General features: G+C 57.0%; 15 protein-coding genes and 1 pseudogene. 2 read left to right on the top strand and 14 right to left on the bottom strand.

The features are described from left to right. Window positions 1-40 precede the first annotated feature (40 nt). From CHB90_RS07175 to CHB90_RS07110, 14 genes are all read right to left on the bottom strand, one after another. Window positions 41-760 carry a class I SAM-dependent methyltransferase gene (locus tag CHB90_RS07175; RefSeq protein WP_089277183.1) on the bottom strand — a complete coding sequence of 240 codons (720 nt, stop codon included), beginning with the start codon at window positions 758-760 and terminating at the stop codon, window positions 41-43. Then, window positions 757-2,871 (bottom strand): bi-domain-containing oxidoreductase, encoded by a 2,115-nt coding sequence (locus tag CHB90_RS07170; RefSeq protein ID WP_089277281.1) that lies wholly within the window; start codon window positions 2,869-2,871, stop codon window positions 757-759. The genes CHB90_RS07175 and CHB90_RS07170 overlap by 4 nt, the downstream gene beginning before the upstream one ends. Continuing rightward, on the bottom strand, window positions 2,868-3,650 hold the full coding sequence (locus tag CHB90_RS07165; protein ID WP_089277182.1) for an AglZ/HisF2 family acetamidino modification protein: 783 nt from the start codon (window positions 3,648-3,650) through the stop codon (window positions 2,868-2,870). Before CHB90_RS07165 ends, CHB90_RS07170 begins: the two co-directional genes overlap by 4 nt. A gap of 2 nt (window positions 3,651-3,652) precedes the next feature. Beyond that, window positions 3,653-4,264 (bottom strand): imidazole glycerol phosphate synthase subunit HisH, encoded by a 612-nt coding sequence (gene hisH / locus CHB90_RS07160; RefSeq protein WP_089277181.1) that lies wholly within the window; start codon window positions 4,262-4,264, stop codon window positions 3,653-3,655. After that, window positions 4,261-5,400, bottom strand: coding sequence for an N-acetyl sugar amidotransferase (locus tag CHB90_RS07155; protein ID WP_089277180.1), 1,140 nt, complete (start codon window positions 5,398-5,400; stop codon window positions 4,261-4,263). Before CHB90_RS07155 ends, hisH begins: the two co-directional genes overlap by 4 nt. After that, window positions 5,393-6,232 (bottom strand): class I SAM-dependent methyltransferase, encoded by an 840-nt coding sequence (locus CHB90_RS07150; RefSeq protein ID WP_170941000.1) that lies wholly within the window; start codon window positions 6,230-6,232, stop codon window positions 5,393-5,395. The genes CHB90_RS07155 and CHB90_RS07150 overlap by 8 nt, the downstream gene beginning before the upstream one ends. Window positions 6,233-6,348: 116 nt before the next feature. Further along, window positions 6,349-7,425, bottom strand: coding sequence for a glycosyltransferase family 4 protein (locus tag CHB90_RS07145; RefSeq protein ID WP_089277178.1), 1,077 nt, complete (start codon window positions 7,423-7,425; stop codon window positions 6,349-6,351). 153 nt (window positions 7,426-7,578) lie between these two features. Next, window positions 7,579-8,433 carry an FkbM family methyltransferase gene (locus CHB90_RS07140; protein ID WP_089277177.1) on the bottom strand — a complete coding sequence of 285 codons (855 nt, stop codon included), beginning with the start codon at window positions 8,431-8,433 and terminating at the stop codon, window positions 7,579-7,581. 79 nt (window positions 8,434-8,512) lie between these two features. Next, a complete protein-coding gene (locus tag CHB90_RS07135) occupies window positions 8,513-8,710 on the bottom strand; it encodes a hypothetical protein (protein ID WP_089277176.1) in 198 nt (65 codons plus the stop codon). Then, window positions 8,710-9,897: a polysaccharide biosynthesis protein gene (locus tag CHB90_RS07130; RefSeq protein ID WP_089277175.1), complete on the bottom strand. Its 1,188-nt coding sequence runs from the start codon at window positions 9,895-9,897 to the stop codon at window positions 8,710-8,712. The genes CHB90_RS07135 and CHB90_RS07130 overlap by 1 nt, the downstream gene beginning before the upstream one ends. A gap of 81 nt (window positions 9,898-9,978) precedes the next feature. Then, complete coding sequence (locus CHB90_RS07125) at window positions 9,979-10,977, bottom strand: hypothetical protein (RefSeq protein WP_141135813.1); 999 nt, start codon at window positions 10,975-10,977, stop codon at window positions 9,979-9,981. Window positions 10,978-11,141: 164 nt separating this feature from the next. Further along, the gene (gene wecC, locus CHB90_RS07120) at window positions 11,142-12,419 is read right to left on the bottom strand and encodes a UDP-N-acetyl-D-mannosamine dehydrogenase (RefSeq protein WP_089277173.1); all 1,278 of its coding nucleotides are present in this window, start codon (window positions 12,417-12,419) and stop codon (window positions 11,142-11,144) included. A gap of 2 nt (window positions 12,420-12,421) precedes the next feature. Next, a complete protein-coding gene (wecB, locus tag CHB90_RS07115) occupies window positions 12,422-13,558 on the bottom strand; it encodes a non-hydrolyzing UDP-N-acetylglucosamine 2-epimerase (protein WP_089277172.1) in 1,137 nt (378 codons plus the stop codon). Window positions 13,559-13,561: 3 nt separating this feature from the next. Next, a complete protein-coding gene (locus CHB90_RS07110; protein ID WP_089277171.1) occupies window positions 13,562-13,936 on the bottom strand; it encodes a MarR family EPS-associated transcriptional regulator in 375 nt (124 codons plus the stop codon). A 443-nt stretch (window positions 13,937-14,379) separates the two neighbouring features. On the opposite strand from CHB90_RS07110, the gene nusG reads away from it, so the two are divergent. After that, entirely contained in the window at window positions 14,380-14,892 is a 513-nt protein-coding gene (gene nusG / locus CHB90_RS07105) for a transcription termination/antitermination protein NusG (RefSeq protein WP_089277170.1), read from the top strand. Window positions 14,893-14,989: 97 nt separating this feature from the next. Continuing rightward, window positions 14,990-16,363 (top strand): annotated as a pseudogene (gene glmS / locus CHB90_RS07100) (glutamine--fructose-6-phosphate transaminase (isomerizing)); the annotation flags it as partial. Between the last annotated feature and the right edge of the window lie 88 nt (window positions 16,364-16,451).

Genomic DNA, 16,451 nt, shown 5'->3' with positions numbered 1-16,451 from the left:
AGATGGCGAACCGTGCGCAAAAGCCTGGAGGCGCGGTGGATCACAGCGAATTCGGCTTAGAGAGCGTCGCGACCAGAAGAATGCGAAACCGCGCGAGCGATGGGATGGCATTGACCAGCCGTTCATAAGCCAGCCCGACAAGGTAAGTCGGGGCGGTGATCCGCAGATACTCCGGGCGCCCCTCGATCAGTTCCAGACTGTCGATGTGCAGACCGGACATGGCGGTGATCCGGCGAACCTGCGAAGGAGAGTTGCAAAGGTAGCGCGTGGGGAAGGTGTCCGTTTCATGCCGCCCCCGCAGGCGGTTGACCCATTGGTGAAAGCTGTGCGGGGTCAGCCGGGCAATCAGCGGCATGTAGTGGTTGCGGTTCGGCGTCTTGAACAGGAGCTTCCCGCCGGGGCGCAGAACCCGGGCGATCTCGCGGAAGACCAGTTCCGGGCGGTCCAGATGCTCCATCACATTGTCGGCGATCACGACATCGAAACTGTTATCGGGATAGGGGATTTCGCCGGCATCCGAGACCAGTCCCTCATCGAGGAACGGGTTATTCGCAACCCTCGGGTCCAAGTCGACACCGCAGACACGCCGGGCGAAGCCACGGAAATTCATCGCCTCGATGATCCCGGCACCGGCACCGAGGTCCAGAAGATGGGTGTCGGGACCAATGAGCTGAAGAATCCGTTCACGAAACAACTGGTCATCCCAGTTCTTTTGGTGATCGGGATAAAACCGGCGATCTAAAGCCTGGATCAAGTTCATAGCCGCGCGGCCTCCGCAATTTCAATGGAACATCTGCTTATCTCGATGATTTCAGCGACAGGGATGGCGATCGGAGCTTCTCCTTTCGTGCCAGACAGAAAACCAGCGACGCAATCTTCGACCCCCTTGTCCTGCCGCCACAGGTTCATCTTCGAGAAACCCGGCCAGCCCCAGCCGCGCAGCTTCAGGAAATTGTCCAGTTGCAGCACGCGACCGGCGGCGAAGACCTCGATCCGTTCCTTGGGAAAGCCTTTGTCCCCATTCGCGAGATAGAGGATCGTGGCGACCGATCCGTCGGCGAATTGCAAAGTCAGGCTGACCTTGTCGTCTCTTACCGGTATCGACGGATGCTGCCCCAGCGCCGCGACATGCTGCGACGTAATAGGATGACCCGCCAGATGGCGCGCGAGGTCGATGAAATGGCAGGCCTCGCCGATGAGCCGCCCGCCGCCCACGGCTGGGTCCTGCGTCCAGTGATCGGGCGGAATGTCACCGGCATTGACAGTGATGATAATGCTCTTGGGTGCGTCGATCGACACAAGCAGCGCCTTCATCTTCACCACCTGCGGGGCGAAACGACGGTTGAAGCCGACCATCAGGTGCTGCTCGGGGCGCTCTTTGGCCTCGTCCTCGATTTCGGCCAGTTCATTGAGTGTCAGGCACAGCGGCTTTTCGCAGAACACATGCTTGCCCGCGCGCAGCGCGGCCAGCACCTGTCCGGCGTGGGCGTCGTGGCGGGTGGCAATCACGACCGTATCGATCTCCGAATTGTCGATCACCGCGACAGACTCGGTCGCGGCATGGGCAAAGCCGAACTTCTTGCCGAAATGCACCGCGCTGACACCGCCGCTGCTGACCACCGTGTGCAGACTGGACCCCGCCCCCTTGAAGGCCGGGATCAGTACGCGGCCCGCATAGTTGCCCGCCCCAAGAAAGCCGACAACCCCCTTGCCTGGCTTTGCCGACCCGCTCAGCGGGACGCGTCGGATTACTGGAGCGCCGGTTGCCGGTTGTGGATAGGATATCAGAATGCCCATCGATGGCTCGGACGAGGTCAGCAACGCCATCGCCTGCGCGCCCTCTTCAATGTCGAACCGATGGGTGATCAGCGGCGCCAAATCCAGCGCGCCCGAGGACATCAGGTCCAGCACCGCCTCGAAATTGCGCTGCTCGGTCCAGCGCACGAAACCGATGGGATAGTCCTGCCCACCGTCTTCATAAGCAGGATCATAGCGCCCCGGCCCATAAGAGCAGGAGACCTGAAAGGTCAGCTCCTTTTCGTAGAACTCCGCGCGGCTCAGTTCCAGCCCTACCACGCCCACCAGAACGATGCGCGCGCGCTTGCGGCACATCCGGGCAGCCTGCGACACCGGCTCGTTGCTCTTGGTCGAGGCGGTGATGATCACCGCGTCCACCCCTGCGCCGCGCGAGAACGCCGCAGCCCGCGCCAGCACATCCTCGCCTGCCGCAGGGTTCACGGTCTCGGCCCCGAAGCGGCGCGCCAGGTCCAGCCGCGCCGGATCGAGGTCGATCCCCAGCACCCGACACCCCTGGGCGCGCAGCATCTGTACAGTCAGAAGGCCGATCAGCCCTAGTCCGGTGACGACGACGCACTCCCCCAAGGTCGGCTTCGCGAGCCGGATACCCTGAAGCCCGATCGCAGCCAACACCGTGAAGCTTGCCGCCTCGTCGGACACTCCTTCCGGGATGCGCGCGCAGAGGTTGCGCGGGGCAGCAACGATCTCGGCATGCTTGCCGTTCGACACCACTCGGTCGCCCAGTGCAAAACCTTCGGTGCGGGCCTCAATCACCCGACCAACGTTGCAGTACCCGAGCGCCAGCGGTTGATCGAGCTTCGAGCGCACGGCATAGAGCGTGGCGGCGACGCCATCGGTGCGGGCCTTTTCAAGTACCTGCTTGACCTTGTCGGGCTGCGAGCGCGCCTTCTGGATCAGGCTGCCCTTGCCAAATTCGACCAGCATCCGCTCGGTCCCCGCCGAGACCAGACTGACGCTGGTCTGCACCAGCACCTGCCCATCGGCACAACGCGGTACCGGTATGTCGGCCACTGTCGTCGCGCCGTCCTTGAGCGATTGAAGGAGTTGTTTCATGATGACCATCCCGCGCGTGCGAGAAGCGCGGCCTTTTCTTCCGGATTGGGATAATTAATTAGAACTGCGCGGTACTTGCCCTTGAACACGAACAGGCTGCCCGCCGCCGCCCCGATGATCCCCTGCGCTTGCCAAAGCGCCGCGACATGGTCCAGCGTCCCTGCCCCGCCCAGAACAGTCATCGGCAGGTTCGTCTCGGCACGAAGGCGTTCGACCAGATCGAGGTCATAGCCTTCCATCATGCCGTCGAAGTCGACATTGTTGAGAACGATCTCGCCCGCGCCGCGCGCGGTTGCCTCACGGATAAATGCTGCCGGGTCGATCCCGGTTTTGCGGGCCGCGTTATGGGTGACAATTTCGGTTCGCCGCAACAACCCACCCTTGCGCAGGTCAAGGACCACAACCACGCTTTGCGCACCCACACGCGCGGCAGCTTCCTCGATCAACGCGGGCCGGGCAATAGCCGCGGACGAGATGGCGACCTTCTCGACCCCCAGCCCGATAATACGTTCGATCTGCTCGACCGATGCCACCCCGCCACCGTAGCACAGCGGCATCCGGCATTCATTGGCCAGATTGGCGATCATGCGGTAATCTGGCTCGCGTCCCTTGGCGGTGGCGTCGATATCGACGACCATCAGTTCGTCAACGACTTTTTCGTTGAAAATGCGCACAGCATTGATCGGATCACCGACATATTTCGCCTCGCCAAAGCGGCGGGTCTTCACAAGGCCGCGATTCTGGACAAGTAGGCAGGGAATAAGACGTGGGCGCAGCATTGTCAGACCTTTGAGAAATTGGCCAGGAGTCCGACGCCCCAGTCGTGACTCTTCTCGGGGTGGAACTGTGTTGCCCAGATATTCCCGCGCCGGACCGCCGAGGCAAAGATCTTGCCATAACAAGTGCGGGCAATGACGTGGCTTTCGTCGTCAGGGTGGAAGAAATAGGAATGCAGAAAATAGAAGCGTGGATCCGGCAGACCTGCCATCAACACGGGTGCATCGACAAGCTCGACGTCATTCCAGCCCATATGGGGCAGGTGGGTGTGCGTGTTGAACCATTCGTCGCGAAAACGCTCCACGCGACCGGGGATCCAGCCAAGTCCTGCGGCTCGGCCCTCGTCGCTGCCATTGGCCATGATCTGCATGCCCACGCAGACGCCCAGCACCGGGACGTCGTCTTGCAGGACCCGCCGGTTCAGCGTGTCGATCATCCCGGACTGCTTCAACTTCGCCATCGCCCAGTCAAAGGCTCCGACGCCTGGAAGGATCAGCCGATCAGCGCGCGCGAGTTCCTCGGCTGTGCGTACGGGTTCCACATGGATCCCCAGACGACGGTAGATGTTCTCGAAGGCCCGCACGTTGCCCAGACCGTAATCAACGATTCCAATCACCGCTTGCCCCCACGCTCAATCCCAAGTGCCCGCATCACCCGCGCGCCGAGCCGGTAGATTTCCTGCTGATTGCGATAGTCGCGAAAAGTCTTCTTCGGCAGCGCCATATAACCTATCAACTCATCAACCGTGATATCCAGCTTGTTGGCGACGAATTCGATCTCCTGGCCGATGGTCCCGGGGTCGTAGGGCAACTTCTGGAGTTCGGCGAGCGCCTCATCCCGGGTCATCTGGCCCGTGACGATCAGGCTGGAGAACTGCACCTTGCGAACGTCAAAGCCGAAACGTTCAAAAAGCCAATAGCTTTCATAAAAACGCGTGAAGCGGGACTCGAAATGCTTCTGCGGATAGGGCTGCCAACCGAACCGATCCATCAGCAACCGCCGCGCCTCGGTCTTGATATAAGGCATGGAATTGAGCGGGCGCAGCACCTTGATCCCGCGTGCATAGGGCAGCCAGACCTTGTGCCAGAGGATCGAGGTGAGGGGGAAGTTCCGCAGCGGGCGCTCGCCGAACTGGCGATGGATATCGCGGATCTGACGCGAGTCCGATTGGAAATACATCCATTCCATGGGATTTCGGATGCATTCGGTCGAATAATTCGCCCCGGTCAGAATGTGCTTGACCCCGTTCTGGGTGGCGAACTTGTACATGACCGCGAAGAAGGCGTGATCCTGCGGGGTATCGATATGCGATACGCCCGAGCGGAAGAAAGCGCGCTGAAGGTCCTTCATCTCTTCCCAGTTGATCACCTCGGTAAACAGGTCTAGCTCAAGCCCGTCTACCAACCTCTCAATGTTATTGGTGGCAATCTGCGAGTTCCAGCCCGCGTCTACGTGGAACACCAGGGGGCGTAAGCCGAGAAGTTCCTTGGCGGCATAGACGAGATATGAACTATCGATCCCCCCGCTCATGCCGATGATGCAGTCGAAATCCTTTCCTTTGCCCTCAGCCTGGATCGTCTCGACCATCTTTTCCAGCTCGCGGGCACCCTTTTCGTTGGTGTCCCAGTTGGGTCTGATCTTGTCATGGTAAGTGTTGCAGTGATCGCAGACCCCACGCTCGTCAAACACGATTACGGAATCGGATGTATCCATCACGCAATTGGTGCAGATTTGAAGATACTTTTCAGACATCTGTTCCCCTTGTCTCGGTTGATGTCACATGCGGTTTGCGCAGAACAAAGAATAGTTCATTGCCGCCGCCGAGACTGGCTTGCAGCGCTCGAATAGGCCAAGATAGGATGTGAGCGGTGCGAAACAAAATCCGCGTTTTGCCAGGCGCGCCACCCGCATATTTACCGGCGGTGCTCTCCTCGTGTTCGCCCTTGAACCGACGTACAGCCTTGGACAACACCCTCAACCACCCCATCGTGAATTCCGGGGTTTTTGTCTGTTCAATCTGCCAGCCGACCTCGTCCGCCAACTTGTAAAGCGAGGCTTGCGAGAACACGCGCAAATGGGCGGAATCGTAATTAGGCGAGAGGTTGCCGGGAATACGTTGCTCCCATGAGTCTGCGTTGGGCGTTGCCACGAAGGCCATCCCGCCTGGACGCACAATATCAAAGGCATTTTGTAGATGCGCCAGGGGGTCGCGCACATGTTCGATGACGTGAAACGAACAGAAGGCATCGAAGATGTCTTTACCCAAATCAAGCGCTTCAAATTCACCGGACTTGACGGTGATATCGTAGTGCGTGGCCAAATGTTTGGACAGGCTCGGGGAATGCTCAACAGCAGTGGGCGTATGACCTTGCGCGATCAACCATCCCAAAACGGCACCACCTCCCGGTCCTACCTCTAGGATTGTACCTTTTGTGGGCAGATACGTCCGCAGCACATTAGTCCGCTTTCTCAGAACCTCGGCTTCGAAAGGTGATAAAGTGACCTGAAAGATCGCCGAATCTTCGCCAAAGTAATTCTCCTGGGCTTCTTCAAAGGCTGCCTCGATTGAGCTATCCTTCACCATGCCTTTTTCGCAGTGCCGACAGGAAATACATACATTGTAAAACAGGTTGTCTCGCAGGTGGAGTTGTTTGGTCCTATTGCTACCACAAGAGCTGCAGCGACTTGCCGATAAAGACGTCATGAAACTAGTTTCGCTTTCAAATACGTGTTCTCAACGGCTTCGGCAAAGCCTTCCGCCATTGTTTGTGCTGAAGCGCGTGTTTTGTAGTAGCTTAAGGCTCCCTGACCGAGCGCTTCGGCTTGCACGGGATCGTTGCACAATGTGATAACCGCGTCGCGTAGGCTGTCTTGGTTCGGATCGCAGATCAAGCCCGTTTGCCCCGGCAAGATGTTTTCGCTTTCACCGCCAGAGATCGCTCCCTTCTTGGTGATGAAGGTCACCCCGTGGCCAAAGCTCTGAAGCACCGAAAGACCCGCCTGCCCAAAAGATACCGATGCCAGCGCCCGCGCGTAGTATTCGCGAATCTCATTGGCATCGAGTGTGCCGTGGCGGAAGACGATTCGATGCCCATTTGGCAACCCGGCAGCTTGCGCCTGCGCGGCGGCCTTGGCCGGCCCGTCCCCCACCAGAACGAGCTGTATATGCTCAGGGATCTGGGAGCAGGCGTCGTTGAAGGCGGCTATAGTGACATCGTTGCCCTTGCGCACGTTGAAAGAGCCTAAAAACAAGAGCGCATCCCGGCGGTGTGAGGTATCGCGCTCGGCGGGATCCACTTTGACGGTGTTGCGCGCGATCCAGATTTTTTTTGGGTTCAAACCCTTCCGGAAAAAATACTGCGCAGCGCCGGTGGAGTAAAATACGTTACCATCGGCCCGTTTGGCCAGCCAGAACCGCGCCTTGTTAGCCAATTCGGACTTGGTTTCCCAAAATCCCCAAGAGATACGCCTAGTGCTGCGAGGGCACAGAAAGAATCCCAATAGGTGCGACAGCCATGCGAGATCAAACAAAAAGATCACGGCATCGTAGTCGCTTTTCCGTACTTCACGCACTAGTCCGGGTTGGTAGCGAAAGCGCCCAAGCTTGCGAGGAGGGCAAGGGATTTCATTGAACCCTGCCTGTCCGTCTGTCTGTGCGGTACTGCCATGCAAAACCGTAACATCGTAACGTCGGCCGAGTTCATTCCAGATTGGCACGCGATAATGGTGATATTCCACGTAACAGAAGAGAATCTTCTTCCTATTGTCAGTCGTCATTGGCTAACTTGCTCATATCTCGTCATTAGTATCTAGTTAGATCCGAGCCTATCCGATTAACGCAGACACCCGCCGTTCTAGTTTATGTTCATCATGACTGAAGTGGTCCTGCTTTTCGGGACAGGTTTGCAGCTCAGCTAAGATGCATCGGGGTCATGCGTCTATCAGGCCTTTACTGTGTTTTACTGTGCTTTTTTGGAGATCAGTATAGATGATCCCGTAGCCTTTTTCGACCAGCAAGGCATGTGCCCGGTTGATCCGCGCTACACCGCGTTTGGTCGGCACATTGAATTCGTCAAATTCGACCAGAACCTGACGGGGCAGAAAGCCTGCGACAAAGATACTTTCGATCACCTCAATTTCCGCGCCCTCAATATCCAGTTTGAGCATCGCTACGTCTTTCAAGGCAACTCCATTTTCTTCGAGTATATCCCGTACCGGCATCGCATCGACTTCGATGAAGGGCGTGTTACTGGCATACTCGTTTTGGAAGTTGACAATTGAATGTGACACATGATCCGTATTTTTTGGAAGGAAGAATTTTACCTTTTTCCGCTCGCTCCAGATTGCGACTTTATGCAGTTGAAGCTGCTCGACGGTCACATCACCAAGCTCATAACATTCTGGTTGTTGGGTTCCGGTGTCGGAATAGGCGGCCTCTTTCGGCTGACCGAGGCGTTCGATGATTGATCGAAAATGAGAGATTGCGCGTGGCGTGGGATCAACGATGTGCACCGTTGCGCCATATTTCGAAGCGAATTCGACGTCGAAAGAGCCGTCTTCGCCCAACCCCGCAGACAGAATGATGCTGTTCTTCAACGACGGATCGTCCACGAAGGTCCAGCCGCAGTTTGGTGATCCCAGTCTGGTCAACTTGTAACCAGAGACAATACCAGTGTCCTGGATCGGATGCCGGAGTCCGGTCGCGCGTTGGTAGCTGTGCTTGAGCGTCACGTACGTCCTATAAACAACGGGGATGCCTTTTATTTTCCGTACGAGCCATTTCATGCGTTCACCACGAATTACCTTCCGAAATAAGGGGCCGCCTGTAAGCCCAGCTTGGTCCAATTGTCGCTATCTAATGTACTTATTTGAATACCGCCATCGCAACCTCGCGAAACACGGCATCATCTTGGTCTGTCCGTCTGCTGGGGTTACACTTAGTCAATGGTAAATCAATGGTTTTGCCAAGTTTAGCGAAGATCGGAACCCAATACTCCATGATCTCGGTATAGACGATGAGAACACGCTTGCGCGGGCCGTGGAGCGGCGTGGCTTGCGTCATCAGACTGCTCCGTCAATTTGAGCGACACGACTCGTCAAGAACAGAACGAGAATTGCCAAGGCGACTCCCTGTGAAAGCGCAATTGCCACCCCGACTCCGAACAGTGTCGGCACCGGCAGTGAAATCGCCAGGCCGAGGAACAGAGTGGCCGACCCTAGGCCCGTGGACAGCAAGGATATCGCCCGGCCCGATCCCGCAAGCACCAGGCAGTTCACTACAGTAAAGACACCGCTGAGCGCAATGAAAACCATGATTGGAACGAGAAGCTGCTGATCGATGGTAACATCCTTGCCCAATACGTGTGTCAGAAGCCCGCTTTGCACGACAACCGACAGGAACACCGCATACAGGATGGTCAGCACGACGAACAATGCCGAGACCTTCAGCATCAGCGGTAGCCGGGCTGCGATCTCCTTGATGGGTGCTGCACGCGACAGTCTGGGCTCGAAAACGACCATAACGGCGGAGAACCCGAAGAATACCGCCGTGGAAACCATGTAGGTTTGGGTATAGGCGGCGACATGGGCAAGGGTCATGGTGCTGGCGACGAACAGGCGGATACCGAACTGCGGAAAATTGGTAAGCAGCGCCTGGGTGCTGTAGATGATCCAGCCGCGCGCATGATAGCCGCGTATAGGCACGAAGGCCGGAGCGAACGACGGTTCTCGAAAGTACCGGACCAGGCCGAGCATAATCGGAAGCGCGCCCACGCCGTAGACCAGGGGCAGGAACGCCCAATGCATCGGCAAGGCGACCATGAACACCGCGGTGGTTGCAAACGCCCAGATCAACTTTGTCCGGTTGTAGGTCGAAAGGTCGGACACCCGCATCATGTAGAGGCCGATCTGGCCCCATCCATTCAGCAGCGCCGCGATGATTGCCGTCAACGCCACCGCCATGCTCTGGCCGGATACCCAGAGCAGGATGCACAGGACGGGAAACGCGATGATACAGAACAGAAGGGAGAAATGCCTGAAGACCGAGACCGAGATATCCTGCCGGACAACCACGTCCTTGATCGACGGATAGGCCACCACGGCCGCCAGCAGCCCCTCGATTCCGAGCAGAACGAGGATGAAGCCGTAATCGTCAACAGGCATAAAGGCGCCAAGCGCAAGGACGCGGGCCCAGATGAGGAACCGCGACAGGAACTCTGCGGCGGCGGTGGAAAGAAACGCTTTAGGCACACCTTCCCCTTGGATATCGGAAGAATTCCCGAAGAATGATCGTAAATCTGCAACCCAGACCTGCTCGGTTTAAAACCAAGACTAAGCGAACTTACGCCGAGGATATAAGAAGTAGGAAACGGGCAGCCAAAACACTTGAGACGCAAAATAGTTTCCGAAGATCGCCTTTGGCTCAAACAGTCCTGTAAGTACCCCTGCTGCCAATATCAGAACCAGATTGTATTTGTCCCTCCTGCCGCCGAGCATTGAGAGCCACAAAATCAAAAAAGATATCAAAACCAATGGGAGGCCGAACAACACGCCCCGCTCTAGGATGAAGCGAAACCAGACACTGTGTATCTCGAAATTTTCGGCTCCGACGTCGATGTCCATTGCTCCCGGACCCAATAGTGGAGCTTGAATGAAACTGCTAAATCCTAATTCGAGAAGATCGCCTCGAATTTCAGCAGTATGTAGATTCCTTGTATCCGCCGAAAGAAAGGTCGTAAAGATTCGTAGGGAGTCCAGCTTGTCATAAACCATGTAGAACCCGATCGGGATGCAGAAGAGCAGCGTGATCAGCGTAACAGATTGGGTCGACTTCTTCTTCAGCGAAAGGAAAAGGAAAATCGTGGATATGATTACTGCGACGATAAATCCACCGCGAGCACCAACAATAAGAATATTAACAATTATGACTATCGCGGCGACAAGAGAAACGGCCGTTTTTGACTTACCCTGTTGCTTGGCCCGCAGCGAGTTCTGAAGAAGCAGAGCGAGAAAAAGATTTGAAGAGTAGGCCCAGGCAGTTCGCCCACCAGTGAACCCTGACGCATAAAGATATACAGAGTATTGTTCATAAAATGGATTAACGAATATTCCGCCAAGCAGAAAGTCAAGCACGACCAAGCTGCAGAATCCGGCAAAAATAATCCCTGCCTTGTTGATTATGGAAACCATTTCATCAATCGGGATGACATTGTGGAGATTCGAGCCGATCAAGAGCAGAACAATTGCTGGAATGATTTCAAGAAAAAATAGATCAACGTGCACAATACTGCTTACGCAGGCAATAAGAACTGCAGCGACACACAATTGCATTATGTCTCGTCGATGAATGTTTCGATAGGAAATAATGACTATTGCGATAAAGGAACACGCAATCGCTCCCTTTATCAAATACATTCCCGAAATGGGGACGATCGGCAGCCAATAAATTGGCCCCAACGACAAGGACAAGTAAAGAAACCATCGTCTAAGTGCCTTCATGGGCATTTAAGGTTCGCCCATATTCCCCTTGCGTCGATCAAATGACCCTTGGGCCTTGATCTCCCCTTGAAAGAGGAATGATCAACCAACATGACGTGAACGTCAGCGGCGTTCGGCCAGTCATCTTCTAGCATCGCGGATTGTAGTGATACTGGTAAACTAGCAATATTGGGCTCGACCACCAATACCGGCCCCGGATGGTCAGACACCAGCCGTCTGGCAATCGCCAATGCCGGGCTTTCGCGCATGTCATCGATATCGGGCTTGAAGGTCAGGCCGTAGATTGCCAGTGACACGTCGGCTGCCGTCTTGCCAGGGTTCTCCATCAGATAGGTGCCGATCGCTTCGCGCACCTTGCTCAGGACCCAGACAGGCTTGGCGTCATTGACCTCGCGCGCAGTGCGGATCAGCCGCGCCTCGTCCGGTGCAGAGGACACAATGAACCAAGGATCCACCGCGATACAATGCCCCCCAACGCCTGGTCCGGGTTGCAGGATGTTCACCCGGGGGTGGCGGTTCGCCAGCCGGATCAGTTCCCAAACATCCACGTCCAGTTTGTCGCAGATTATCGACAATTCATTGGCAAAGGCGATGTTCACATCGCGAAAGCTGTTCTCGGTAAGTTTGCACATCTCTGCCACGCGCGGGCTCGAGGCGACAACGCAGTCGCCCGTGACGAATGTCCGATAGAGCCGCACCGCCAGTTCCGAACAAGCCCGGGTCATACCGCCAATCACCCGATCGTTGGAGATCAGTTCCTGCATGACCTTGCCGGGCAAAACACGCTCTGGGCAATGAGCGATCCTGATGTCTGACGCATCGCCATGGGTTTGGGGAAAGGTTAGGTCGGGCCGCGCCTCGGCCAGCCAGCCCGCCATCGCCTCGGTTGCTCCGACTGGTGAGGTGCTTTCCAGGATCACCAGATTACCCGGCGCCAGCACCGGGGCGATGGCCGCGGAAGCCGCCTCGACGTAGGACAGGTCTGGTTCGTGTTTCTCGCCCCTAAAGGGGGTGGGTACCGCGATCAGGAAGGCCTCGGCGGGCTCTACGGCCATGGTTGCGCGGAGATACCCTTCCTTGACAGCAGCATGCACCACCATGTCAAGGTCGGGCTCGACGATATGGATTTCGCCGCGGTTGATAGTGTCCACGGCGCGCGGGTTCACATCGACGCCCACCACCTCGATTTTGCGCGAGGCAAACATCGCGGCTGTCGGAAGGCCGATGTAGCCCAGACCGATGACCGAAATGCGCCTGAATGTCCTGTCCTGCATAATCATTGTCCGAATGTTAATTTAGCGTAATCTTGAATGGCATCCCGGATCCGGGCCGCTGCGAGCCCGTCGCCATAGGGGTTGTGGGCCTTGGCCATGGCATCATAGGCGGCATGATCGTCCAGCAGGCGGTTAATCTCTCCCACGATCATATCGCTGTCGGTGCCCACCAGCTTCACGGTCCCGGCCTCGACAGCCTCCGGCCGCTCGGTTGTGTCGCGCATCACGAGGACCGGCTTTCCCAGCGAAGGGGCCTCCTCTTGAACGCCGCCCGAGTCGGTCAGAATAACATCGGCCCGTCGCATCAGGTGAACAAAAGGAAGATAGTCTTGGGGCGCGATGAGCGAGATGTTCCCGACCTCACCAAGGCGTTCCTTCACTGGCCCGATGACGTTGGGGTTCAGATGGACCGGGTAGATGATGTGAACATCCCCACGCCGTGCCAGACGGCGCAGGGCATCGCAGATCCGCTCGAATCCGCCGCCGAAGCTCTCGCGGCGATGGCCGGTGACAAGGATCAACCGGCGGGATGGGTCGATGCCCAACTGCTGGTCCAGCGCCGTACTGGTCTGCGGATCGCGCTCCAGTCGCGCGACCACATCGAGCAAGGCATCGATGACGGTGTTGCCGGTCACATGGACATGCGCGTCGGGCACGCCTTCGCTGAGCAGGTTCTGGCGCGATTTCTCGGTCGGGGCGAAATGAAGCCGCGCGATCGTTCCGGCAACCTTGCGATTAATCTCTTCTGGCCAGGGAGAGTAGATGTTCCCTGTCCGCAAGCCGGCCTCGACATGGCCGACTGGGATGCGGTCATAATAAGCCGCAAGCGATGTGGCCAAGGTCGTTGTCGTATCGCCATGCACGAGCACAAGATCGGGGCGAACCTGCTGGAATATCGGCTTGAGGCCGGTCAGGACGCTGCTGGTTATCTCATGCAGACCCTGGCCCGGCTTCATGATGTCGAGATCATGATCGGGAACAATGTCGAAGAGCTTGAGCACCTGATCGAGCATCTCGCGATGCTGAGCGGTGACGGCGACTGCAAGCTCAACCTTCGATGATTGTGAGAGCGCCTTTACGACCGGCGCCATTTTGATGGCCTCTGGTCGCGTTCCGAAAACCGCTAGCACTTTAAACATCAATCATTTTCCAATCAAACTACGTATCGCGCGATTATCCTCATCGGACAGGTCTGCTTTGATTTCCTCGATTTCGGCTTGCAGCGCCTCGTACTCGGCCATCTTTCGTAGAACGAAACGGCGCGTGAGTCTGGCCTTTTCCTCGACACCCTTCGGTGTCAACAGATAGGCACATCGCCGCTTGTCCTCGGCAGCGGTGAAGTTCGAGAGCTTTAACAAACCCTTGGAGACGAGCGCGTTGATCACGTAGTGGACGCCCCCGTTGCTGACGCCGACTGCCCGGGCGAGCTCCCGCTGGCTCATTTCCGGGTTTTCATTCAAGAGCCGCAGAAGGCGAAATCTCACCTCCTCGCGAAATTTGTCCTGCTTCGTAACCATTTCCTAAAGCTACCGCACAAGGACTGCCAGAAGGTGCCTTGCTGCATTTTTCTCCGCGATGGGGAACCGAAACTTCATGATCGCTCAAAAATGAGCGTTAAGTTACCCACTGCCAAGAGTCAACGAATGATTGAAGGCGTGACTCTTGGGCAATGCAATCCGAGAGCGGTACCACCAAAGGGAGGCCATCGTCTCCCAAGCTTCGGTCCATACGCATTCGAGTACCGAAGGGCGTTGGGGGCTGCAACGGCTTTCAGCGTCGAAGCAAGGTGCTCAGGACCGTGAGGGAGCCATCCCCGCATTTCTTGCCGCTCGGGTTGGAGGGTTCAGACGGTTTCGGACACGCTAAAGGCCCCTAATCCGCAGAGGAGCTCGAGGGCGATGCCGAGCGTTGATATCGCTCAGGATCGAACGTAGAGTACCATCGTGCAAGGACCGCAATCATGAGCAAACTCGATAACGACATCAACTGGTTCCTGGCTCAGTTGAAGCCGAACAGCCACAGCATCGCCGAGCGCAACCTCGCGCGACAAGGCTTCGGCACCTTTCTGCCGATGCAGGAAGAGACGCGGCGCACCAATGGCAAGTTCATCACCCGGATGCGGCCGCTCTTTCCCGGCTACATCTTTGTCGCTCTCGATCCGGCGCGGGGCGGCTGGCGCGCGGTGAATTCGACCACCGGCATCACACGCCTCGTCTGCCTCGGCACCGAGCCGACACCTGTTCCCGGAGGGTCGGTCAGCGAACTCATGCGGCGCTGCGATCTAGACGGCAAGCTTCTACCGCCACAAGATTTCGGAACCGGTGATCGGGTTGTAATGTCCGGAGGACCGTTCGCCGATTTCGTGGCAACCATCCAAAGCGTTTCGCCGGATCGTCGAGTACATGTGCTTATCGAGCTGATGGGCGCTCAGACGCGCGTAGCATCCAAGGCCAAACACTTGCGGCCAAGATGATCGTGTCGGCAGAGCTTTTCGGTCTGGCGGAAGTGCCTTTCCGACGCGTAACTCATGATCAGTTTCGAAACCTTGCACCCCATTTCTAGGAGCGCCTATGTGCGGCATCGTCGGTATTCTCGGCAAACATGAAGTTTCTCCCATCATCCTCGATGCGTTGCAGCGCCTCGAGTATCGCGGCTATGACAGCGCAGGCATTGCCACACTAGATAACGGGTCGATCCAGCGTCGCCGAGCTCTCGGCAAACTGATCAATCTCTCAGATCTGCTGGTGCACGAGCCGCTAAAAGGCAAAGCAGGAATTGGCCATACACGCTGGGCAACACATGGCGGTCCGTCAGTTGCAAATGCGCACCCCCATCAAGCCGGGCGCGTCACGGTTGTCCATAACGGCATTATCGAGAACTTTCGCGCCCTGCGAGAAGAGTTGAGCGCGAATGGTGCCGATTTTGCGTCACAAACCGACACCGAGACCATCGTGCATCTTGCGAGCAGCTATCTGGATCAGGGCATGTCGCCGCCCGATGCCGTCCAAGCGACGTTGGCGCGATTAGACGGTGCCTTTGCCCTGGCATTTCTGTTCGAGGGCGAGAACGACCTTTTGATTGCCGCGCGGCGTGGCTCGCCGCTGGTTATCGGCGTGGGAAATGGCGAGATGTTCGTCGGCTCGGATGCCATCGCCCTCGCACCGCTGACAGATCAGCTGATCTATCTGGAAGAAGGCGATTATGCGGTTCTCACGCGCAGCAATGTGCGCATCCATGACGCCCAAGGAAAGATCGTATCGCGACCGATCACGCGAATCGCGGTCGAAAACACACGGGTCGACAAATCAGGCCATCGCCACTTCATGGCCAAAGAGATGGCAGAGCAGCCCGCAATTCTTCAGGCTGCCCTTGGGTTTCACCTGTGTCCGGAGGGACGCGTGCTAGAGCTGCCCAAGGCCGTGGATTTCGCCGGCGCTGATCGAGTGATCATGGTCGCCTGTGGAACCGCACATTATGCCTGTCATGTCGCCAAATACTGGTTCGAGCAAATTGCCGGTGTTCCCGTGGAAATTGATATCGCATCAGAGTTTCGCTACCGCAATCCTGTTTTAACCAGGAATACCATCGCAATCTTTGTCAGCCAGTCTGGTGAAACCGCTGATACACTTGCCGCACTGCGCCACGTCAAAGAACACATCGCGCGCACTATCGCTGTGGTGAATGTGAGAACATCATCGATTGCGCGCGAGGCGGACGTGGCGTTACCTTTGCATGCTGGCCCCGAAATCGGGGTGGCCTCGACCAAAGCCTTTACGGCGCAACTGCTTGTGCTGGCGCTTTTGTCTATTTAGGCAGGCATGGATCGCGGGCAGCTCGACGCCGAGAGCTCCGGCGCGTATATTGCAATGCTTCAAACAGCGCCCGGTTACGTGGCACAGGCACTCGATCACGAGGACGACTACAAACGCGTCGCCGAAGAGATAGGCGCGAAAGTTGGTGACGCCCTGAGGGGCGGCATATCATGGCGGTGTTCAGACGCCGCGATTCTCTGCTGAGAAAAGGATATGCCCC

This window comes from Antarctobacter heliothermus, from assembly GCF_900188425.1.
Taxonomy (GTDB): Bacteria; Pseudomonadota; Alphaproteobacteria; order Rhodobacterales; family Rhodobacteraceae; genus Antarctobacter; species Antarctobacter heliothermus.
The sequence above is the reverse complement of the archived record's forward strand: the minus strand, read 5'-3'. Positions and strand labels throughout refer to the sequence as shown.